We start from the raw sequence: 21,860 nt of genomic DNA on the forward strand, positions 1-21,860 counted from the left end.
CCCGGCGTGAGCGACGCCGCGCCCGACGGGCCGGCGCATGCCGCCTCCAATGACCTCTTCGCGGTGTGGTTTCAAGCCCCGGGTCCGACGGCGACGCCGCGGGGCGGGAGGGGGCGCCGAAACCCCGAAGACTGCCGATCTTCCGGTCCGCGCCGCGGCGCCGGTCGACTACGTCCGCACCTGCCCGAACGCCCCGATCGGCGGCACGGGCTTCTTCGTGGTCCCCGGCACGGAGACCTGCCTGCAGATCTCCGGCTACGTCCGGACCGAGTATCGCTTCGCGGAGTACGTCGATGGCGACCCCGATGCCGAGCAGGATGCGATCGACTTCTTCGCGCGCGGCTCGATCGCGTTCGACGCCCGCACCCTGACGGAGTTCGGCACGCTGCGCTCGTTCATCCGCATCAACGCCGACCGAGCCGACGACGCGGCCGACGAGGGTCGCGCGGTTCTCGACCAGGGCTTCATCCAGTTCGCTGGCCTGACGGCGGGTCGCATCACGTCGTTCTTCTCGTTCTTCGGCGGCAATCTGCTGTCCGTGTCCGAGGGTCTCTCGGATCCGTCCGTGGAACTCCTGGCCTACACCGCAACGTTCGGCCCCGGTTTCTCGGCGACGATCTCGGTCGAGGATGGCAAGTACCGGCGTACTGGGCTCGACGAACGGGACGGCGGGACGACCATCCCTGAGGACACCGATCTGCCGGGCATCGGGACGCTGACGGGCGACGCGACGTACGGCGCTACGGCCGCGGATCGCTTCGTGTACGGTGGTCAGGAACTCCCCGACCTCGTCGCCAACCTCAACGTCGCTCAGGCGTGGGGTTCGGCCCAGGTCATGGGTGCCCTTCACCAGATCCGTCACGACAACAGCGACAACTTCGTCGGTGTCGACGACGAGCTCGGCTGGGCGATCGGCGCGGGCATCAACGTGAACCTGCCCATGATCGCCGCCGGTGACGCCCTCTGGGTCCAGGCGGTCTACGCCGACGGTGCCATCAACTACGCCGATCCGGTGGACACCGTGGCGGAGTTCGAGGTCGGCACCAGCGACGCCTACCTCAATGCGGCAGGCACCGGGCTGGTCACGACCGAGGCGTGGTCCATCGCTGCGGCGTTCCGTCACTACTGGACGCCGACCGTCTGGTCGGACCTCCAGGGCGCGTATGGCGAGGTCGACGTGCCGACGGGCGCGCGCGAGGCCGTCGCGGTGGGCGCCACGGCCGAGAGCGAGGACTTCTTCGGCTACAGCTGGTGGCAGGTCGGCACGCGGCTGAACTGGCGCCCGGTGGCGGGGCTCACGTTCGCCGCTGATGTCGCTTACACGCAGATCGACGCCGATCGTCGTGTCCAGGTTCAGCGCGACGGTGCCGACGTGGCTGGCGTGTTCACCGACGACGGTTCCCGCTGGGCCGGCCGTCTGCGCATCCAGCGCGACTTCTGATCCGTCCCCTCGGATCTCCCGAAGCCCCGGCCTCGCGCCGGGGCTTCTCCCGTTTCAGCCTCGACCGCGGAAACCGGCTCCCCTTCACCCCCGCCGCTTCCCCACCTTGCGCATCTCCTCGTGGAGATCGTCCGTCCGCAGATGCCCGTACCGCGCGCTCATCTGCAGCGTGCGATGTCCCAGCACGCGGCTGAGCTTGTAGAGGTCCCCGCCGGACTGGACCCACCACGATGCGAACGTGTGGCGCAGGTCGTGGAAGCGGAAGTCGGCGATGGCCGCGCGCGCGCAGGCGGCGCGAAAGCCCTTCTTGTTGCACAGGATCCGCGTGCCGTCCGGCTTGCAGAACAGGAAGCGCGAGCGCGGCCGCCCCGGTTTCGCGATCAGGTCGGAGATCGTCGCGATCGCCACGTCCGAGAGCGGGACCCGACGCGGGGAGTTCGTCTTCGTTTCCTGCAAATGGATCTCGCGGCGGGAGAGGTCGATCGCGTCGATCGTCAGCGAGAGCAGCTCCTCCTTGCGCATCCTCGTCTCCACCGCCAGCACGAGCTGCGGCTTGAGCGTCTCGGACGCCGCCGCGTGCAAACGCTCGAACTCGCGCCGCGTCAGGAATCGCGTGCGTGGCGGCGCCTCCTTGAGGAACTTCTTGCTCAGCGCGGTGATCGGGTTCGCCTCGAGCCAGCCCCACGAGATCGCCATCGAGCAGACCGTGCCGAGGAAGGCGATGTCGCGGCGGATCGTCGTGTCGCTGACACCTCGATCCTTGCGGCGCGAGACGAAGAGCGCGAGCGTCGACCGGTCGATCTCGTCGAGGCGCAGGAGCGGGAAAGCCGAGAGCCAGTTCTTCGCGTTCGATCGATAGGTCCGCCGCGTGCCCTTCTTCACCGTCGCTTCGCGAAAGAAGCGCTCTATCGCCTCGGCAAGGGATCTCGCCTGATTACGCGATACCCTGGAAAGACGACCGTTCTTGAGCTGAGACGCCGCAAAAGCAGAAGGGTTCGACGTTTTCAGATTCAACCGTAGACCAGACGATCTCTTGATATTCATTTTTGATGCCGAAACGAACATTTTTGCGTCCTGATCACGCGCCTGGCGATCTCGAATACTATCTCTCCAATGATCACACTTCGAGCATGACGGAACGCTGCGGCCGGCCGGCGGCCCCACAATTCGTTCGCGCCTACAGCGAGCTAATCGCCGTCGGTCACCGTAGGCAAGTGGAGGATATACGCGCGGAGCGTGCGTGATTTATGCCCGCCGCGCCTGCGGCGACGCTGCCGGTTCTACGCTGCCTCGCGGCAGTGGCGACAATTTATATAAGAGATTCGCTATCAAAGATTGATTTCACCATAAGTGTAAGCAAAGAGGAACGTCTGTTGATGACCCCGTCCGCGACGTTCTGTCGCGTCAATAACCTCCGGGCCTACACGTGCGAGCCGTCCAAGTGCATCGCGTCCGACATTTAGGCCTCGCGTCGGGGCCCATGGCGATCGGGCGCGAGGCGCATTCGTGCGACAGCATGCGAGCGCGCGCCTGCCGCAGGGGAGCCGCGTCGAGCGACCGCCTCGCGCCGTGCCGTCCCAGCGCACGCGAGTTTTCCTTCCGCCGCCGGGCGTGTATTGCGGGTGGGCCCGTCTTCGGCGCGGGCGGTCGGATCGAGCCAGGAAGGAAACGGCGGATGCCAGCGCGCGCGAGGAAGACGCCGGCCCAGATTGGCGCGGCCTCCGCCGACGTGGCCTCCGCGCCCGCAGCCGAGGCGCAGGACGCGCCGGCGAAGCCTCCGCGCAAGCGTCCCTACGTGCTCGACGCCCAGATCGGCTTCCTCATCCGCAAGGCCCACCAGCGCCACCTGAGCATCTTCGCCGCGCACATGCCCGAGAGCCTCACCGCGCAGCAATTCGCGGTGATGGCCAAGCTCAACGAGGTCGGCCCCGCCTCGCAGAACTCGCTCGGGCGCCAGACCGCGATGGACAACTCCACCATCAACGGCGTCGTCGTGCGGCTCGTCGAGCGCGGCCTCGTCGAGAAGGTGCCCGCGCCCGAGGACCGGCGCATGCACCTCGTCCAACTCACGGCGGAGGGCCGGCGCACGATCGGCCGCGTGCTTCCCATGGCGAGCGAGATCACGCGCATGACGCTGGCGCCGCTCTCGCGCACGGAGCAGGCGACGCTGGTGCGGCTGCTCAAGCGGCTGGGCTGAGACGGCTGCGGGCGACGGGCACGCTCAGAGCAACGCCAGCGACAGCCACGGGAACAGCGCCAGCAGCACGAGCGCAACGCAGCTCACCAGGAAGAACGGGATCGTCACGGCGAAGACGCGCATCGCGCTCACGCCCGAGACGCTCGCCGCCACGTAGAGGCCGATGCCGACGGGGGGCGAGAGCAGGCCGAGGATCAGGTTGACCGAGACGAAGACGCCGAAATGCAGCGGGTCGATGCCGTAGACGCCCGTCGCGATCGGCAGGAGGATCGGCACCACCATGATCAGCCCGGGAATGCCGTCGATCACGGTTCCGACGAGGAGCAGCGCGACGAGAACCAGCAGCATGAAGGCGGTGGGCGTCGTGGCGATGTCCTGGATGTACGCGGCCGCCGTCTGCGGCACCTGGCCGAAGACCAGCACCCAGGAGAACACCCCCGCCGCCGCCACCAGGAAGAGCACGAGGGCGGTGTTGAGCCCCGTGCGCACCAGGATTTTCGGGAAGTCGGCGAAGCGCAGCTTTCGCGTGTAGACGAGCCCGATCAGCGTCGCCAGCACCGCGCCGATGGCGGCGCTCTCCGTGGGCGAGGCGACGCCGCCGACGATGGTGCCGACGATCACGCCGGGTATGGCGAGCATCGGCAGCGCCTCGAGCACGGCGCGCAGCCGCTCGCTCCAGGGCAGCGCCTCGCCGCGCGGATAGGCGTACTTGCGTCCCAGGAACGCGATCGTGCCGAGGAAGAGGCCCGACAGCATCAGGCCGGGGATGATGCCCGCGACCAGCATGTCGCGCACCGCGACCTGCGCCAGGACGGCGTAGACCACGAAGACGATGGAAGGCGGGATGATCGGCCCGAGCAGGCCGCCGAAGGCGGTGATCCCGACCGCGAGGCCCTTGTCGTAGCCGGCTTTCGTCATCTCCGGCACCATCACCTGGCTCATCATGGCGATCTGCGCCGTGGCCGAGCCGAGGATCGAGGCCACCAGCATGTTGGCGAGCAGGTTGACATAGGCGAGCCCGCCCTTCACCGCGCCGATGAAGGCGGCGGCCAGCCGCACGAGCCGGGTGGTGATGCCCGCGGCGTTCATGATCTCGCCGATCAGGATGAAGAGCGGGATGGCGAGGAGCCCGAAATTGTCGAGGCTCTGGAACAGCTGCAGCGGATAGGAATCGAGCAGGACGGTGTTGCCCGAGCCGTAGATGAAGGCCACCGCCGACCAGCAGAGGACGAGGCCGATCGGCACGCCGAGGACGAGGAGGACGAGGAAGACGCCTGCGGTCATGGTCTCTTCAACCTTCGCCGACGATCGCGTCCTCGCCGCCGACGAGCGGCTCGACGAGGCCGAGCTCCTCCATCAGGTTCGTCGCGGCGTGGACGGTGGCGGTGAGCGCGAACCAGGGAACGATGAGGAAGAACGCCGCCTTGCGCAGGCCGAGCACCGGCGTCACCTCGGTGTAGATGAAGTTGAACGTCGCGCCCTCGAAGGCCGAGACGTCGAAGCCGACGGAGGCGAGGCGCGGCAGGTCGAACCAGCGCCAGCACGTCCACGTCAGGAAGAGGCCGAAGGCGAAGGCGACGATCGCGACGACGACGCGCAAGGCGCGCGCCATACCCGGCGAGACCACCTCCTGGAGGAGGTTCACCGACGGGTCGCTGCGCGCCCGCAGCATCAGCGAGGCGCCGACGAAGCCCGTCATGATCATCATGTAGACGGCGATCTCGTCCGCCCAGGCGAGGATGACCCCGCCGAGGCGCAGGCCCACGTTCACGGAGACGAGGAGCGCCATGCCCGCGACGAGGCAGATCAGGAAGACCCTGTCGATGCGCGCCAGGAGATCCGACAGGCGGCGCAGTGCGGTCGCGATCGGCACGGGGCGCTCCTCCTCGGCTCCATCGGGGCGATCGCCCGCCGCGGGGCGGGCGATCGGGCGGGATCGCGGCTCAGAGGCCGGCGGCGAGCTCGCGCAGGGTCGCGACGTAGGGCGTCTGCTCGGCCCACATCGTGTCCCAGCGCGCGACGACGTCGCCGAAGAACTCCGGCCCGACGTCCTCGACGACGGTCAGCCCGTCGACCGCCTTCAGGCGCTCGAGCTTGCCCGCTTCCTCGGCGACGAAGCGATCGATGATCGCGTCGCAATGCGTCTGCACCGCCTCGCGCACGATCGCCTGGTCCTCCGCCGGAAGGCCGGCCCAGACGCGGCCGGAGACCAGCGCCACCATGCCGAACATGTGGTGGTTCGTCACCATCATGGTGGGGGCGTGCTCGTAGTAGCGGAAGTTGATGATCGACTCGAAGTCCATGTCGATCGCGTCGATCTGGCCGTTGGCGAGCGCGTCGTAGACCTGGGTGAGCGGCATCGGCGCGGGCGCGGCGCCGAGCATCTCGAAGAAGGTGCGGATCGCGGGCGCGGGCGTGATGCGGAAGCGCTTGCCGGAGAGGTCCCCGACGCTCTCGATCGGCTCGCGGGTCATCAGCTGGCGCATGCCGGTCATGGCGAAGCAGGGCCCGACCGTGCCGGTGGCGGCGGGGAGCTTCTCGAGCATCTCCTTCGCCGGCTCGCTGCGCAGGATCGCGGCCGCGTCCGCGATGTCGTCGACGAGGAAGGGCGCGTGCAGCGCGGCGATGTCCGGCACGCGGGTCGTCACCTCGGCCGTCGTCAGGAAGGCCATGTCGAGCGCGCCGGTCTGGAGCTGCTGGAGCATGGTCGATTCGTTGCCGAGCTGGCCCGACGGGAAGACGACGACCGAGAAGCGCCCGTCCGAGAGCTCGGACAGCGTCTCGCTCATGGCGGCGGCTTCCTGGTTCCAGACGTGCGCCGGCGGGGTGATCATGCCGATGCGGAATTCGCGCGCGTCCTGCGCCTGCGCGCCGCCGGCGAGGCCGACCGTCGCCGAGCCGACTGCTGCGACGACGGCGAGCGCCGTGCTGGTGAGATGCTTCATGGTTCTCGTGCTCCCGTTCTCGTCTCGATCCCGCGGGTTCCGTCGCGGGCTTCCCCTCTGCCGACGCGCCGTCTTCTCGAGCGGCGTCGTCGATCAGCGTTGGCCGTCGCGTACCGTGATGCCCTCGGGCGTCAGCCCGCCGATGCGGGCGTGGACGCGCCCGCCGGTCGTCATCACCAGCACGTAGGCGAGCTCGTCCGGACGCGGCGCGTCCGGGACGCCGACCTCCATCGCGTCGAAATGCGAGCGCACGTAGGAGGCGTCGACATGGGTGATCGGCACGTCGAGGCGTGCGCCGGCGGCGCCGACCTTCTTCGTCGAGGGCACGATGGCGAGCGCGCCGCCGAGCGCCTCGCGCATGGCGTAGCCGCCCGGCACGTGCCAGAGCGCGCCGTGCTCGATCTCGCCCGCGACGCCGACGATGGCGCCCTTGCCGTAGCCCTGGATCGCCTTCGGATCGCCGCCGAGCGCATCGATCAGCTTGTTCGCCATGGCGACGCCGAGCGGCTTCAGGTCGTCCATGAAGCCCGCGATGTCGGGCGCATAGCCGCCGGCGAAGGGGTTCGCGATCACGGTGAGGATCGCGCCCTTCCTCTGCGGCTCGGCAGCGGGCGGGCCGCCCTCGTGCCGGATCTCCTCGATGATCAGGACGTCCTTGCGGACGGCGATCTCGGCCATGGCGGCATCCCCCTGTGCGTCTTCTCGTTCTCGATCCGCCGGAGCGGCGGGTCACCCACCGCGCGCGCGACGCCGCCCAGCACGACGAGCGCGCCCGTGATCAGCCCCGCCGCGACGTAGTCATCGGCCATTCGTTCGCCCGCGTCGAGGGCCGATTCGATCTCTTTCGCGGACAAAGGTCCCACGCCGACGGTGACGAGCCGCTCGCCGAGGTCGGAATCCGGCGACGAGGCCGCCGCCGGCGCGCGCCGCACGGCCGGGTGCCCGGGCAGGTCGACGGCGTTGGCTATGAGCGTCGCGGCGACGTCCGCGATCGCCGCGCAGCTCGCGAGGGCCGTCACGCTGTCGGCGATGCCGAGCGAGTGGCTGCGCCCGTGCCGGCCGCTCGTCGCGATGCCGCGTACGGGCGACGAGGCCGCGATCACGAGGTCGCCCGGGCTCTGCGGCGCGGCCGGGTCGACGGCGATGCGCGCCGTGAGCGGCTCGGCTTCGGGCGCGACGTGGAGTGCGATGTCGCCGCCGTCGTTGACATAGGCGCGCGCGATCGCCGGGTCCGTGGTCATCGCCGCGAGCACCGTCTGCGCGACCGCGCCGGCGACGCCCGCCATCGGCGTGACGAAGGCCGGGCGGAAGCGCGACGCCGCCGCCCACATGATCCGGGCCGTCTCGCCGCGGACGGGTGAGCCACCCGCCGCGACCGGCCGGCGCAGCACGGCCAGCTCGGCGGCGAGCTCCTCGAGCACCGTCTCGAAGCGCGCGACCGCGCGGGCGTAGGCCTCCGCCACCGCGTCGTCCGGCCCGAACGCTTCCGCGACGATGTCGATCGGCCCGTGATGCAGGTGCAGGCGCCGCCCGTCCGGCAGGATGCGGTGAGCGGCGCGCTGCATCAGCGGGTCCCCCGCTCGCCGGCGAGTGCCTTGGGGAAATGCCGGGCGTCGAACGGCCAAGCCTCGCCGTCCGCGGCGGGCAGAGACACCTGCCGCTCGACGGCGCCGAGCGAGGACAGGGGCCGCACCGCCTCCATGTACCCGCCGAGCGCGCGGTAGTCCTCGAGCGTCATGGTGAACTCGATCGGCGCCACCAGAGCCGGCGTCGGCACGTAACCGAAGGCGTTGTCGGGCAGGCGCGTGACGTCGACCATGTAGGTGATGCCGCCACCCGGCCAGACGTAGACCTCGGCGCCGCCCGACGTGACGCGGGTGAGCGCGTCCTTCACCGAGCGGGTGAGCCGCACGGGGTTCTCGGTCACGCCCGCGCGCAGCGAGCCGCCGGCGCCGCCGATGAACAGGACCGAGCACAGAGCCGGCTCGCAATTCTCCTGCACCCGCGCGACGCTGGCGCGCACCGCGTCCGGCATCGGCGTCTCGACCGGGCGCAGCGCCTCGTCGAGCACGAAGTAAGCCGCGTGGTCGCCGGTGGTCGAGACCATCAAGAGCGTCGTGCCGGGGCGCGCCACCTTCGGGTCGAAGGGCTCGAGGATGGTGAGCGGATCCTCGATGTCGGTACCGCCCCAGCCGGAGCCCGGCTCGGCGACGCGGAAATAGCGGCCCGGCGTCGAACGGCGCCCGCGCAGCTTGATGCCGGTGGGCGGCACGTCGAGGAGCTTGCCGGCCTGATGCTCGGAGAGGACGCCGGTGATGTGGTCGTCGACGACGACGACCTCGTCCACGTGCTCGAACCATTGCTTGGCGAACATGCCGATGGCGGCCGAGCCGCACCCGACCCGCATGCGATGCTCGACGACGCCGTCGATGATCGGCGCCGCGCCCGCCTGCACCACGATCGAGACGCCGTCGTCGACGGCGAGCTCGACCGCCTGCTTGTTGCAGAGCGCGAGCAGCGCCTCGCAGGTCATCCGGCCCTCCTTCTTGGAGCCGCCGGTGAGGTGGTGCACGCCGCCGAGCGAGAGCATCTGCGAGCCGTACTCGCCGGTCGTCACGTGCCCGATCGGCTCGCCGCCGTAGCGCACCAGCGCCCGCTCGGGGCCGAGATGACGATCGGTGTCGATCTTCGCCTTGACGCCGCAATAGCTGAAGATGCCCTCGGTCACGACCGTGACCATGTCCACGCCCTCGACCTGCGAGGACACGATGAAGGGCGCGGGCTTGTAATCGGGATAGGTGGTGCCGGCGCCGATGGCGGTGACGAATCGGGACGGGGAGGGGGCCAAGGCGCCGTCCCACTCCGCGCCCTCGCCGAGGAACGGTGTCACCGCGTCGCCGTGCTCCACCGCGCGCTCCAGCATCACCAGCGGATCGACGCGGGTGAGCACGCCGTCCACATTGGCGTAGCGGTCGCAGGCGCCCGAGCGGCCGTCCGCGATGTAGCAGAGGACCGGGCAGGCGTCGCAGCGGATCTTGCCCGGCGGCGGCGGGGCGGCCGTGCCGGCGTCGTCGATCGCGGGGGCGTCGCGGGTCATCGCGGGCCTCGCGCCGCGGCGAGCGCCGCGTGGATCTTGTCGGGCGTCGCCGGCAGGTCGCGAATCAGCACCCCCGTCGCGTCGCGGATCGCGTTGAGGATCGCGGGCGCGGTCGGGATCAAGACCTGCTCGCCGATGCCCTTGGCGCCGAAGGGACCGTGGGCGTCCGCCTCCTCGATCAGGATCGAGGTGACCTCCGGCATGTCGCCGACCGTCGGGATGAGGTAGTCGTGCAGGTTCTCGGTGCGGCCGGGGATGTATTCCTCCATGAGCGCGAGGCCGAGCCCCTGGGCCGAGCCGCCCTCGATCTGGCCCTCGATCAGCGTCGGGTTGATCGCGCGGCCGACATCGTGGGCGCAGACGAGCCGCGTCACCCGCACGCGGCCGAGCTCGATATCGACCTCGACCTCGGCCAGATGCGCGCCGAAGCCGAAGGCGGCGTAGGGCTCGCCCTGGCCGTCGGCGTCGAGCGGCGAGGTCGGCGGATCGAAGGTCTCCTCCGCCGCGAAGGCGAAGCCGTTCGTGTCGGGTTCGAGGGTCGCGAGATCGAGGCTCGCCTCGTCCAAACCGGACTCTCGGGCGCGCAGGAGCGTGCCGTCGAGCACGAGCCGCGCGTTCGGGCCGGCGTTGAGGCGCAGGAGAAGCGTCTCGCGCAGCCGCGCGCCGGTGCGCAGGGCGGCGGCACCGCTGACGAAGGTCTGGCGCGAGGCGCTGGTCTTGCCGGCATCCGGCGTGAGGTCCGTATCGGCGCCGATCAGCGCGACCCGGCCGACCGGCAGGCCGAGCGCATCGGCGAAGATCTGCGCGATGACCGTGTTCGAGCCCTGCCCGATATCGACGGCGCCCTGGTGCAGGACGAGCCGCCCGTCGGGCGTCAGCCCGGCGCGGATGGTGGAGGGATTCGACATCGAGGTGTTGCCGCAGCCGTACCACATGCCGGCGACGCCGACACCCCGGCGCAGCGGGCCGGAGGCGGCCGCGTTGCAGGCCCGTGCCGCCTCCCGCAGCTCCCGCCAATGCGGCACCAGCGCCTCGAAGCAGGCGCGGATGCCCACCCCTTGCGCGAAGACCTGGCCGGTCACGGTGGGCTGCCCGTTCGTCAGCGCGTTGCGGATGCGGAAATCCAGCCGGTCGATGCCGAGCGCGTCGGCGAGCTCGTCGAGCAGCGTCTCCTGCGCCACGGCGGCTTGCGGCACGCCGAAGCCGCGGAAGGCGCCGGCCGGGACGGTGTGGGTGTGGATCGCCGCGGTGCGCGCCTCGTAGTTCGGCATCACGTAGGGGCCGGAGGCGTGGACCGGCACGCGGTTCGCGACCGTCGGCCCCCAGGAGGCGTAGGCGCCGGTGTTGAAGGTGCCCTCGAAGCGCATGGCGTGGAGCGTGCCGTCCGCCTTGGCGCCGATCCGCGCCGTGATGGCGGAAGGATGGCGCTTCGTCGTGGTGGCCATCGATTCGGTGCGCGAATAGACGATGCCCGCGGGCCGCCCGGTGACCCAGGCGGCGAGCGCCACGAAGGGCTGGAGCGAGAGGTCGAGCTTCGACCCGAAGCCGCCGCCGACCGCTGTCGGGATGATCCGCACCGCCTCGAGCGGCAGGGCCATGATGGCCGCGAGATCGTCGCGATCCATGTGCGGCGCCTGGGTGCAGGCGGAGACCTCGATGCGATCGCCGACGCGCCGGGCGAAGCCGGCTTCGGGCTCGATATAGGCGTGCTCGATGAAGCCCGTCGTATAGGAACCCTCGACCACCACGTCGGACTGCGGCAGGGCCGCATCGGCATCGCCGCGGCGGACGAAGCCGCGGACGAGGACGTTGCCGGGTCGCGTCTCGTGGACGAGCGGCGCGTCCGCCGTGCGGGCGGCCTCCGGCGTCAGGACGGCGGGAAGCTCCGTCCAGGTCACGGGGAAGCCCGCGAGGTCGAGCGCGCGCACCGCCGCCCGATCCCCGACCACCGCCGCCACCGCCTCGCCGCGGAAGCGTGCGACGCGCTCGGCGAAGACCGGCTGGTCGGCGAGCGGCGGGATCACGCCGTGGACGTTGCGGCCGGGGATGTCGGCGGCGGTCAGGATCGCCTCGACGCCGGGGTTCGCGCGGCGCCAGGCGTCGAGATCGCCCAGCACGAAGGCGGCGTGGTGATGCGGGCTTCGGATCACGCGCACGAGGAGCGTGCCCTCGGGCCAGGAATCGGCGCCGAAGGCGTCGGTGCCCATCACCTTGGCGCGCCCGTCGAGCCGGTCGATCCGCGCGCCGACGGCGGCGCCGCACTCGGCGGTGACGGCGGGTAGCGCGCAGGTGGCGTCTGCCGCGCAATCGAGCACGGCGTCGACGATCTTGGAATAGCCGGTGCAGCGGCAGAGCACGCCGGCGAGCGCCTCTTCGACATCGGCGCGGGTCGGGTTCGCGGTTCTGCGCAACAGCGCCTCGGCGCTCGTCAGCATGCCGGGCGTGCAGATGCCGCATTGTGCCGCGCCGCGGCGCCAGAACGCCTCCTGCAGCCGTCCGGGGCGACCGCCTTCGGAGAGCCCCTCCACCGTGACGATCTCGACGCCGTCGCACCGCGCAGCGGGCACGAGGCAGGCGCAGACCGCCTCGCCGTCGAGGATCACCGTGCACGCGCCGCAATCGCCGGCGTCGCAGCCGACCTTGACGCCCTCGATCCGCAGCCGCTCGCGCAGCACCTCGGAGAGGCGGGCGGTGGCTGGGACGGCGAGCGTGTGCGGCTTGCCGTCGACGGCGAAGCCGATCTGCGGCTCGGCGTCGGCCTCGGCGGGGGCTCTGTCGGTGCGCGAGAGCGACGTCATCGGGCGGCCTCCGCGCAGGCGGCGAGCGTCCGACGTACCAGCGTGAGCGCCGCCTCGCGGCGATAGCCGGCGCGGGCCCGCACGTCGTCGATGGGGGAGAGGATGTCGGCGTCGCTCGCCGCCACCGCCTCGGGCGCCTCCGCGAGGGGCACGCCGACGAGGCGCGCTTCCAGCGCGGAGAGCCGCCGCGCCACGGGCGAGCAGGCGCCCACCGCGATGCCCGCTTTCGTGATCGCGCCGCCCTCGTCGAGGTCGACGACGACGGACACCATGGCGATCGAGATGACGAGATAGCGGCGTGCGCCGAGCTTCAGGAACGCGGCCCGGCTCGATGCCGGGCGATCCGGCACGAGCAGCGCGGTGACGATCTCGCCCGGCGCGAGCGCGACCCTGCGCACGCCGGTGACGAAGTCGCCGAGCGGCGTCACCCGGCGCCCGTCGCGCCCGGCGATCTCGACCGAGGCGTCCAGCGCCATCAGGGCGACGGTGCCGTCCGCGGCGGGGGAGGCGTTGACGACGTTGCCGGCGAGCGTGCCGGCGTTCTGGATCTGGATCGCGCCGACCTCGCGGCCGGCGAGCTTCAGGCCGTCGAAGAAGGCCGGCAGCGGCGCGCGCACGACGTCGCTCCAGGTCGTCGCCGCGCCGACGCGCCAATGATCGCCGTCGCGTGCGATGCCGCGCAGGCCGGGGATGCGGGCGATGTCGAGGAAGGCGGCGCGGGCGGCTGCCTCGCCGAGGCTCGGGTAGACGTCGGTGCCGCCCGCGACGATCCGCAGGGCGGCGTCCGTGGACAGGAGGCCGACGGCCTCGTCGATGCTCCCGGGTCGAAGATAACGGCTCATCGCGCACCCTCGAAGCGCGCCCCCACGCAGGCCGGAGGACCGGTTCGGGGACGGATGATCGTCTGTGTACGACCATTCTAGGCTGGAGCATTCCAGACCCTCGGCCTGCTGGCAAGCGCTTTTCCGCAGGGTGAGGGAATTTCGTTCGCGCTGCCGCGGACCCGCGCCGACGCTGCCTCGATTCGCGGCAGAGCGCCGAAACGTATGGGTTTCGGCGGCCGAGCCGCCTCCTGGGGACGCCGCCGAGGCGTGGGGCCGCCCGCGCCCGGAACGCCGTCCGAGGCCGGGGCGGACCAGCGCGCGGCGTATCCCGAATCTTGTTTGTGTACGGACAAACTTTCTGGCACGATGTCCCGCCGGACACGGGAGACGACACGATGCGCGCCGCCACCGCCACCGCCACCGCCACCTCCACCTCCACCTCCACCTCCACCGAGGCCCTGGACCGCCCCGACTGCCACCTCGAGACCGTCACCGAGGTCGAGCACTACACGGATCGCCTCTTCCGTTTCCGCACGACGCGCCCGACCTCGCTGCGCTTCCGCTCCGGGGAGTTCGTCATGATCGGGCTGCCCGGCGGCGAGACGGCGGTCTTCCGCGCCTACTCGATCGCGAGCCCGAATTGGGACGACGCGCTCGAGTTCTTCTCGATCAAGGTCCCCGGCGGGCCGCTGACCGAGTGCCTGCAGAGGATCGTCCCCGGCGACCGCCTGTGGGTGAAGAAGAAGCCGACCGGCACCCTCGTGCTCGACGCGCTCGCACCGGGACGGCGGCTGTGGATGCTCTCGACCGGCACGGGTGTCGCACCCTTCGCGAGCCTCGTCCGCGATCCCGAGACGTACGAGAAGTTCGAGGAGGTCGTCCTCACCCAGACCTGCCGCACCGCCGCCGAGCTGCGCTACGCCGAGGAGATCGTCGCCGCGCTCGCCACGGATCCGCTCGTCTCCGAGTTCGCGGCCGGGCGCGTGCGGCTCTACACGACGGTGACGCGCGAGCCGCATCCGCGCCCGATGCGGATCACGGCGGCGATCGAGACCGGGCGCCTGTTCTCCGACCTCGGCACCGCCCCGTTCTCGACAGAAACCGACCGCGTGATGATCTGCGGCTCGATGGAGATGCTGCGCGACTGCCGTGCGCTGTGCCTCGCCGCCGGCCTGACGGAGGGCTCGAACGCCCGCCCGGCGGAGTTCGTCGTCGAGCGCGCCTTCGCCGGTTGACTCGTCCGGAGCGGGCCGCGCCTCAGCGCAGCCCGTCCTCGCCCTTCGCCTCGTCCTTCGTCAGCCCGCCGACCCGCGGCAGCGGGCGGCCGGAATCGGCGACGGCGATGGCGACCATGATCTCGTTCGCCCGCGGCGCGTCGTTGACCCGCACCTCCATCCCGTCGAAATGCGAGCGCACGTAGGCCGCGTCCTTGTGGCCGAGCGGGATGTCGAGGGGCTGGCCGGGGCCGCCCATCTTCTTGGAGGAGGGGACGAGGGCCGCGCCCTTCTCCACCGCCGCGCGCAGCGGCTTGCCGAGACGCGGATGCAGGATCGCGGCGGCGTGCTCGAGCTCGCCGTTCTCGCCCACCATCGCCGCCTTGCCGTAGCTCTCGATCATGCCGGGCGCGACGCCGAGCGCCGCCACCGCGCGGCGGCCCAGCAGGTCGCCCAGCTCCTCGCCGATGGCCATCAGGTCCTCGAGGTCCTCCTGGTATCGCCCCGCGAAGGGGTTCGCGATGATCGCGACGGCGGCCGCGCGGCGGGTCGGGGGCGCTATCTCGCGGCCCATCTCGCGGCGGGTCTCCTCGACGACGACGACGATCTTGCGGATGTTCGCGGGCATGCTCTGTCTCCTCGTCCGCTCGCGGCTCAGGATACGATCGGCGCGCGGGCGGCCGGCGGCGTCGAGCGCGAGCGCCGCGCGCGGATGTTGCCGTCGATCATCACCATGCCGATGCCGGGGATGTCGCCCGTCGCCATGGCGCCGAGCACGTCCGCGCCGGAGGACGCCTCGGGCCGGTCGAGGAAGACGAGGTCGGCGCAGCGCCCCGGCTCCAGCAGGCCGACGTCGTCGAGCCTGCGCTTCCTCGCGACGTTGCCGGTGGCGAGGCAGATCGCCTGCTCGGCGGGCAGGCCGCCGAGGCTCGCGAGCAGCGTCACCATGCGCAGCATGCCGTTGGGCTGCACGCCCGAGCCGGCCGGCGCGTCCGTGCCGATCAGCATGTCGGCGAGCCGGCCGGCCGCGCGCACCGCCTCGAGGCAGGCGAGCGCGGCCTTCTCGTTGCCGTTGTGCACCACCTCGACGGCGCCGGTCGCCCGCTCGCATAGGACGCGCACGTCGGCGAGCGCGATCGACGTCGGGCCGCCGTTGATGTGGCTCACCACGTCGGGCTGGGCTTCGAGCACGTCGTCGCGGTCGACGAAGTGCGAGCCGGCGATCGAGGGGCCGCCGGTATGCATGATCGATTCGAGCCCGAGCTCGCGGCACCAGGCCGTCACCCGCGCGGCGTCCGGGCCCTTGGCCACGGTGCCGAGCCCGATCTCGCCGATATGGCGGATGCCGGCGGCGGCGAGCTGCGCGTAGACCTCCCGCCCGAAGCCGAGCTCGGGCACCGGCGCGCCGGCGATCACCTTGGCGCCGGCGGGCTTGAAGTTCTGGAAGCAGCGCTGGGCGGTCATCGCCAGCGCGACGACGCCGGCGGCGTCCTTCGGGCGGCCGGGCAGATGCACCTCGCCGGCGGAGAGGAGCGAGGTCACGCCGCCGTTGACGCCCATCTCGATCCAGCCGAGCTGGTTCTGGCGCGGCGTCCAGTCGCCGAAGACCGGGTGGCAGTGCGAATCGATCAGGCCGGGGCAGACGGCGCAGCCGGCGGCGTCGATCTCCATGGCGGGATCGGCGCAGTCGAGGTCGGCCAGGCGGCCGATGCCGGATATGCGCCCGTCGACGACGACGATCGCGTCGGCGTCGAGCACCGGCCGCGCGAGATCGCCCGAGAGGACGAGGCCGAGATTGCGGATGACGATCTTGCCCGAAAACGGGCCTGAGGCGACCTCGGCGGCCATCGGCGTGTCTCCCGAGTTTGTACGTACTCGAACGAGATCATGCGCCGCCGGCGCGCCCGAGGCAAGGCCTCGCTCGCGGGCGGACGCGGCGCCGCGACCGCGCTACCGGAAGCTCTCGGATATCGCGCGCAGGTGATTCATGCCGCCGCCGCTCGGCGCGCCGCCGCTGCCGGCACCCGAGCCCCCGCCCCCTCCGCCGGAGGGACGCGCCGGCGGGGCGGTGGGCTCGGAGCCGTCGGCGAGGCGCATGCCGACGAACTCGCGCCGCCCGTCGGGGTGGACTCGGTAGGTGCGATAGAGCGCCTCCCCGGCCCAGGTCGTCTCGCCCGTCGGGCTCGGGCGCATCATCGTGAAGCCGCCGGAGCGCTGGAAGGAGAGATCGTCGGCGTGGATGGCGGGGGCGGTCGCGGTCGCCGTGGGCTCGGGCGGTGCGGCGATCCGCATCCCGACGAGCACGACGGTGACGAGCGCGGCCGCTGCGAGCCCGGCGACGAGAGCCGGCCGGCCGACGAGGGCGGGCCGCCGGCGCGCCTCGGGCGCCGCCCGGCGCACCTTGGGGCGGCTCGTGATCACCGCCGTCCAGTACTCGCTCATCGCCGTGGCGAAGGCGGCGCGGACCGCGGCGGGCGTTCGCGCGAGCGCGGCGATGCCGTCGCCGAGCGGGGTCTCGCCGTAGGATTCCACGAGGCGCGGCGGCGCGTCCTCGCGCTCGGCGACGACGATCACGCCGCCGCCGCCGTTCTCCACGAAGCTGGAGATCAGCCTGGCGCCGTCGCGGGCGCGGCGCTCGTCGGGATGGGCCTCGATCACGCACCAGGTCGCCGGAGCCAGCCCCTCGACCGGCGGCACGTCGTAGCGCACGGCGACGACGAAGTCCGTCGCGGCGCCGCGCCTGCCGCCGGTGCTCCCGCCCGTCTCGTGCTCGCGTGCTTCCTCGTGCTCCGCCATGGCGCACCTCTCGGCCCGCGTGGATGTGCCGGCGCACGCGAGCTCCAGGAAGCGCTAGCACCGAAAGCTTGCGTCAACCTTGACGCGCTCCGGCCAATGCGCCGCGGCGGCGCGCGCTCAGACCATCACGGCGCGGCGCACCGCCTCGCGGTCGAGGGTGGAGGCGGCGCCTGAGAGCACCACCTCGCCGCGGTCGAGCACGACGATCGCGTCGGCGAGCGCGGCGGCGAAGTCGAAATACTGCTCGACGAGCACGATCGCCATGTCGCCGCGGGCGCGCAGCGTCTCGATGGCACGGCCGATGTCCTGGATGATCGAGGGCTGGATGCCCTCCGTCGGCTCGTCGAGGATGAGGAGCGAGGGGCGCGTCACCAGCGCCCGGCCGATGGCGAGCTGCTGTTGCTGCCCGCCGGAGAGGTCCCCGCCGCGCCGGCGCAGCATGGACTTCAGCACCGGGAAGAGCGTGAACACCTCCTCGGGCACGGTCTTCTCCGCGCGCCCGTCGAGCGCGGCGAAGCCGGTGCGCAGGTTCTCCTCGACGGTGAGCAGCGGGAAGATCTCGCGCCCCTGCGGCACGTAGGCGATGCCGCGGCGGGCGCGGGCGAAGGGCTCGAGCCGGGTCACGTCCTCGCCGCGCCAGGTGACGGTGCCGCCCGACACCTTCACCTGGCCGACGAGCGCGCGCATCAGCGAGGTCTTGCCGACCCCGTTGCGGCCCATCACGCAGGTGACGCGGCCGGGCTCGGCGGCGAGGCCCACGCCGCGCAGGGCCTGGGCGGCGCCGTAGTGCAGGTCGATGTCACGCGCGTCCAGCATGGCCCTCACCGTCCCAGATAGACCTCGATCACGCGCGGATCCGCCGAGACCTGGTCGAGCGAGCCCTCCGCGAGGACCGAGCCCTCGTGCAGGACCGTGACCTTCACCCCGAGCGCCCGCACGAAGCTCATGTCGTGCTCGACCACGACGACGGTGTGGTCGGCGTTGATGCGCCGCAGGAGATCGGCCGTCATCTCCGTCTCGGCGTCGGTCATGCCGGCGACGGGCTCGTCGACGAGGAGCAGCGAGGGGTCCTGGGCGAGCAGCATGCCGATCTCGAGCCATTGCTTCTGGCCGTGCGAGAGCGCGCCGGCCTGCTCGAAGCGGCGGTCCTCGAGCTTCACGATCTCCAGGATCTCGTCGATTCGCCGCGCTTCCGCGGCCGTGCGGCGGTGGAAGAGCGTGGCGCGCACGCCCCGCCTTCCCGCGAGAGCGAGGACGAGGTTCTCCTCCACCGAGACCATCTCGAACACGGTCGGCTTCTGGAACTTGCGGCCGATGCCGAGCTCGGCGATCGCCGCCTCGTCGAGGCGGGTGAGGTCGTGCAACCCGCCCAGCAGGACGGTGCCCGTGTCGGGGCGCGTCTTGCCGGTGATGACGTCCATCATCGTGGTCTTGCCGGCGCCGTTGGGGCCGATCACGGCGCGCATCTCGCCGGGCTCGAGCACGAGGGAGAGGGCGTTGAGCGCCCGGAACCCGTCGAAGGAGACGCTCACCGCGTCGAGGTAGAGGAGCGCGTCCGTCGTGCGCGGGGCGGCGTCGCGGGACTTCTCGAGGATCGTCGTCATGTGCGCTACTCCGCCGGCTGCGCGGACGTCGCCCGCGCCTCGCGGGAGCGCCGGCCGAGCCGTACGCCGCGCAGGGCGCCGAGGATGCCCTTGGGCAGGAACAGCGTCACCGCCACGAACAGGAAGCCGAGCACGAAGAGCCAGGCCTCCGGATAGGCGCCGGTGAGGAAGCTCTTCGCCCAGTTCACCAGGACCGCGCCCAGCGCCGCCCCCGACAGCGTCCCACGCCCGCCGACCGCGACCCAGATCACGGCCTCGATCGAGTTCGCCGGCGAGAACTCGCTCGGGTTGATGATGCCGACCTGCGGGACGTAGAGCGCCCCCGCCAGCCCCGCCATCATCGCAGAGAGCGTGAAGACGAACAGCTTGAAGCGCTCGACCCGGTAGCCGAGGAAGCGCGTGCGCGTCTCCGCGTCGCGGATCGCCACGAGGACGAGGCCGAGCTTCGAGGTCACGATCGCCTGCGCCAGCAGGAGCCCGCCTGCGAGCGCCAGCGCGGAGAGCGCGAACAGCGCCGCGCGGGTCCCGTCCGCCTGGAGCGAGAAGCCGAGCACGTCCTTGAAGTCGGTGAGCCCGTTGTTGCCGCCGAAGCCGAGCTCGTTGCGGAAGAAGGACAGCATCAGCGCGTAGGTGCCCGCCTGCGTGATGATGGACAGGTAGACCCCCGTCACTCGCGAGCGGAAGGCGAGCCAGCCGAAGACGAAGGCGAGCAGCCCCGGTACGAACAGCGCCATGAAGGCCGCGTAGGCGAAGACGTCGAAGCCCCACCAGGCGACGGGCAGCTCGGTGAAGTTCAGGAAGACCATGAAGTCGGGCAGGACCGGGTGGCCGTAGACGCCGCGTGGGCCGATCTCGCGCATCAGGTGCATGCCCATGGCGTAGCCGCCGAGCGCGAAGAAGGCGCCGTGGCCGAGCGAGAGGATGCCGCAATAGCCCCAGACCAGATCGAGGGCCACCGCGAGGAGTGCGTAGGTCAGCCACTTGCCGAGCAGCACGACGGTGCCGGTCGGCACGTGGAGCGGGTGTTCCGCCGGGAAGACGAGGTTGGCGATGGGCACCAGCGCGGCGACCGCGACGAGGATCAGGACGGCGGGCGCGATGTGCGGCGCCATCAGCCGGAAGAGGATGGGCTTGCGGGTCATCTCGGCGTCCCTCCCTTCAGCTCTCGACCGCGCGGCCCTTGAGGGCGAACAGCCCCCGCGGGCGCTTCTGGATGAAGAGGATGACGGCGAGGAGGATCACGATCTTGGCGAGCACGGCCCCGGCCAGCGGCTCGACGAGCTTGTTGGCCACGCCCAGCGACAGCGCCGCGACGAAGGCGCCCCACAGGCTCCCGACCCCGCCGAACACGACGACGAGGAAGCTGTCGATGATGTAGCTCTGGCCGAGGTTGGGCGAGACGTTGTCGATCTGCGAGAGCGCCACGCCCGCCACTCCGGCGATGCCGGAGCCGAGGCCGAAGGTGAGCGCGTCGATCCAGGGCGTGCGTATGCCCATCGAGGCGGCCATGCGCCGGTTCTGCACGACGGCGCGCATGCGCAGGCCGAAGGAGGTCGCCTTCATGGCGACGAGCAGCGCCAGGAACACGGCGAGCGCGAAGACGATGATCCAAACGCGGCTCCAGGTCAGCGCGATGCCGAAGAGCTCGAGCGAGCCGGACATGAAGGACGGGTTCATCACCTCGCGGTTGGTCGGCCCGAACAGCGAGCGCACCGCCTGCTGGAGGATCAGCGAGACGCCCCAGGTGGCGAGCAGCGTCTCCAGCGGCCGGCCGTAGAGGTGGCGGATGACGAGGCGCTCCAGCGCCACGCCCACGAGCCCCGCCGAGAAGAACGCGAGCGGCAGGGCGACGAGGAGCGACAGGTCGAGGAGCTGGGGCGCGAAGGCGCGCATCAGCTCCTGCACCACGAAGGTCGCGTACGCCCCGATCATCACCATCTCGCCATGGGCCATGTTGATCACCCCCATCACGCCGAAGGTGATGGCCAGCCCGATGGCGGCGAGCAGCAGGACCGAGCCGAGGGAGAGGCCGAAGAACACGTTCTGCACGTGGCCCTGGATGGCGAGCCTCCGGTCGATGGCCGCGATCGCCTCCGCCGCGGCTTCCTTGAGCGCCTCGGGTGCGTCCGCGGGAAGGCCGAGCAGCAGCGCCCGCGCCGAGGCGTCGCCCCGGGCGGCGAGCCGCTCGATCGCCGCCAGCCGGTCGGCTTCCAATGCGCTGGTGTCGGCGATGGCGAGGCCGGCGAGCGCGTCGTCGAAGGCGCGCTGGACGGCCGGATCGGTCTCGTCGGCGCGGGCCTCGGCCAGCGCCTCGCGCTGGGAGAGGTCGCGGGCGCGCAGGATCGCGGCCGCCGCCTCGATGCGCGTCGCGGGGTCGGGCGCGCGCAGGGTGAGGCTCGCCATGGCGGTCTGCACCGCGCGGCGCACGGCGTTGGAGACCCGCACGTCGGTCACGGCGCCGGGCGCCGCGACCGGCTCGCCGGTGAGCGCGTCGAACGCCTGCCCGCCCTCCCGCCAGAGCACGCGGCGCCCGGCGGTCTCGAAGACGAGGCGCCGGTCGGACAGCGCCGTCAGGATCGCGGCCGCGTGCGGATGGCCGGACGCTGCGAGTGCGTCGACCGCGGCGAGGGTCGCCGGGAACTGGCCGCTCGTGAAGCCGGCGAGGATGGTCGCGACCTCCTCCTGCGTCGCCGCCTGTGCGGCGGCCGGCGTCGGCGCCGTCAGGGCGGCGGGGGCGAGCACGAGCGTGAGCGCGAGGAGGACGAGCCGCGCGAGGCGGATCGGCGTCCGGGCGAGATGCGCCATGTGAGCGGCCTTCGGGACGTATCGGGATGTCGGGGTACCGGCGGGGGGGGCCCGGGGGGGGGCCCCCGCCGGGGCGCGGCGGGGGCGCCCCCCCCCCCCCGCCGCGGGGGGGGGGGGAGTTTGAGCGCGGGCTACGGGG

19 protein-coding genes are annotated in these 21,860 nt (G+C 71.7%); 3 read left to right on the top strand and 16 right to left on the bottom strand.

The genetic code is table 11. The features are described 5' to 3' along the window. The first annotated feature begins 49 nt into the window (after window positions 1-49). Entirely contained in the window at window positions 50-1,441 is a 1,392-nt protein-coding gene (locus ACTZWW_RS02120) for a porin (RefSeq protein WP_444779278.1), read from the top strand. Between the two features lie 84 nt (window positions 1,442-1,525). Here the strand turns inward: ACTZWW_RS02120 and ACTZWW_RS02125 are convergent, their stop codons facing one another. Further along, entirely contained in the window at window positions 1,526-2,506 is a 981-nt protein-coding gene (locus ACTZWW_RS02125; protein ID WP_444779279.1) for a tyrosine-type recombinase/integrase, read from the bottom strand. Between the two features lie 610 nt (window positions 2,507-3,116). Between ACTZWW_RS02125 and ACTZWW_RS02130 the strand changes: the two genes are divergently transcribed. Next, window positions 3,117-3,638 (top strand): MarR family winged helix-turn-helix transcriptional regulator, encoded by a 522-nt coding sequence (locus tag ACTZWW_RS02130; protein WP_444779280.1) that lies wholly within the window; start codon window positions 3,117-3,119, stop codon window positions 3,636-3,638. 24 nt (window positions 3,639-3,662) lie between these two features. Here ACTZWW_RS02130 and ACTZWW_RS02135 read toward each other — a convergent pair whose 3' ends face one another. The 8 genes from ACTZWW_RS02135 to ACTZWW_RS02170 form a co-directional block, all read right to left on the bottom strand. Beyond that, entirely contained in the window at window positions 3,663-4,922 is a 1,260-nt protein-coding gene (locus ACTZWW_RS02135; protein ID WP_444779281.1) for a TRAP transporter large permease, read from the bottom strand. Between the two features lie 7 nt (window positions 4,923-4,929). Beyond that, window positions 4,930-5,511, bottom strand: coding sequence for a TRAP transporter small permease (locus ACTZWW_RS02140; RefSeq protein ID WP_444779282.1), 582 nt, complete (start codon window positions 5,509-5,511; stop codon window positions 4,930-4,932). A gap of 70 nt (window positions 5,512-5,581) precedes the next feature. Next, window positions 5,582-6,583 carry a TRAP transporter substrate-binding protein gene (locus tag ACTZWW_RS02145; protein ID WP_444779283.1) on the bottom strand — a complete coding sequence of 334 codons (1,002 nt, stop codon included), beginning with the start codon at window positions 6,581-6,583 and terminating at the stop codon, window positions 5,582-5,584. A gap of 93 nt (window positions 6,584-6,676) precedes the next feature. Then, window positions 6,677-7,261, bottom strand: a complete 585-nt coding sequence (locus tag ACTZWW_RS02150) for an amino acid synthesis family protein (protein WP_444779284.1) — start codon at window positions 7,259-7,261, stop codon at window positions 6,677-6,679. Beyond that, the gene (locus tag ACTZWW_RS02155; protein ID WP_444779285.1) at window positions 7,228-8,148 is read right to left on the bottom strand and encodes a UPF0280 family protein; all 921 of its coding nucleotides are present in this window, start codon (window positions 8,146-8,148) and stop codon (window positions 7,228-7,230) included. The genes ACTZWW_RS02150 and ACTZWW_RS02155 overlap by 34 nt, the downstream gene beginning before the upstream one ends. Then, window positions 8,148-9,680, bottom strand: a complete 1,533-nt coding sequence (locus ACTZWW_RS02160) for a 6-hydroxynicotinate reductase (protein ID WP_444779286.1) — start codon at window positions 9,678-9,680, stop codon at window positions 8,148-8,150. The genes ACTZWW_RS02155 and ACTZWW_RS02160 overlap by 1 nt, the downstream gene beginning before the upstream one ends. Beyond that, entirely contained in the window at window positions 9,677-12,478 is a 2,802-nt protein-coding gene (locus ACTZWW_RS02165; RefSeq protein WP_444779287.1) for a molybdopterin-dependent oxidoreductase, read from the bottom strand. Before ACTZWW_RS02165 ends, ACTZWW_RS02160 begins: the two co-directional genes overlap by 4 nt. Further along, window positions 12,475-13,320, bottom strand: a complete 846-nt coding sequence (locus ACTZWW_RS02170) for an FAD binding domain-containing protein (protein ID WP_444779288.1) — start codon at window positions 13,318-13,320, stop codon at window positions 12,475-12,477. Before ACTZWW_RS02170 ends, ACTZWW_RS02165 begins: the two co-directional genes overlap by 4 nt. Before the next feature lie 377 nt (window positions 13,321-13,697). Here ACTZWW_RS02170 and ACTZWW_RS02175 point away from each other — a divergent pair, with 377 nt between their 5' ends. Continuing rightward, entirely contained in the window at window positions 13,698-14,537 is an 840-nt protein-coding gene (locus ACTZWW_RS02175; protein ID WP_444779289.1) for a ferredoxin--NADP reductase, read from the top strand. A 22-nt stretch (window positions 14,538-14,559) separates the two neighbouring features. On the opposite strand, the gene ACTZWW_RS02180 is transcribed toward ACTZWW_RS02175, so the two are convergent. From ACTZWW_RS02180 to urtB, 7 genes are all read right to left on the bottom strand, one after another. Further along, window positions 14,560-15,144, bottom strand: a complete 585-nt coding sequence (locus tag ACTZWW_RS02180; protein ID WP_444779290.1) for an amino acid synthesis family protein — start codon at window positions 15,142-15,144, stop codon at window positions 14,560-14,562. A gap of 26 nt (window positions 15,145-15,170) precedes the next feature. Next, a complete protein-coding gene (locus ACTZWW_RS02185; protein WP_444779291.1) occupies window positions 15,171-16,364 on the bottom strand; it encodes an amidohydrolase family protein in 1,194 nt (397 codons plus the stop codon). 102 nt (window positions 16,365-16,466) lie between these two features. Then, the gene (locus ACTZWW_RS02190) at window positions 16,467-17,312 is read right to left on the bottom strand and encodes a hypothetical protein (RefSeq protein ID WP_444779292.1); all 846 of its coding nucleotides are present in this window, start codon (window positions 17,310-17,312) and stop codon (window positions 16,467-16,469) included. Window positions 17,313-17,429: 117 nt separating this feature from the next. Further along, window positions 17,430-18,128, bottom strand: coding sequence for an urea ABC transporter ATP-binding subunit UrtE (gene urtE, locus ACTZWW_RS02195; protein WP_444779293.1), 699 nt, complete (start codon window positions 18,126-18,128; stop codon window positions 17,430-17,432). A 5-nt stretch (window positions 18,129-18,133) separates the two neighbouring features. Continuing rightward, window positions 18,134-18,916 (bottom strand): urea ABC transporter ATP-binding protein UrtD, encoded by a 783-nt coding sequence (urtD, locus tag ACTZWW_RS02200; protein WP_444779294.1) that lies wholly within the window; start codon window positions 18,914-18,916, stop codon window positions 18,134-18,136. Between the two features lie 5 nt (window positions 18,917-18,921). Next, window positions 18,922-20,028, bottom strand: coding sequence for an urea ABC transporter permease subunit UrtC (urtC, locus tag ACTZWW_RS02205; protein ID WP_444779299.1), 1,107 nt, complete (start codon window positions 20,026-20,028; stop codon window positions 18,922-18,924). Between the two features lie 46 nt (window positions 20,029-20,074). Continuing rightward, window positions 20,075-21,721 carry an urea ABC transporter permease subunit UrtB gene (gene urtB / locus ACTZWW_RS02210; RefSeq protein ID WP_444779295.1) on the bottom strand — a complete coding sequence of 549 codons (1,647 nt, stop codon included), beginning with the start codon at window positions 21,719-21,721 and terminating at the stop codon, window positions 20,075-20,077. Window positions 21,722-21,860: the final 139 nt, after the last annotated feature.

The organism is Salinarimonas sp. NSM (genome assembly GCF_052380005.1).
Taxonomy (GTDB): Bacteria; Pseudomonadota; Alphaproteobacteria; order Rhizobiales; family Beijerinckiaceae; genus Salinarimonas.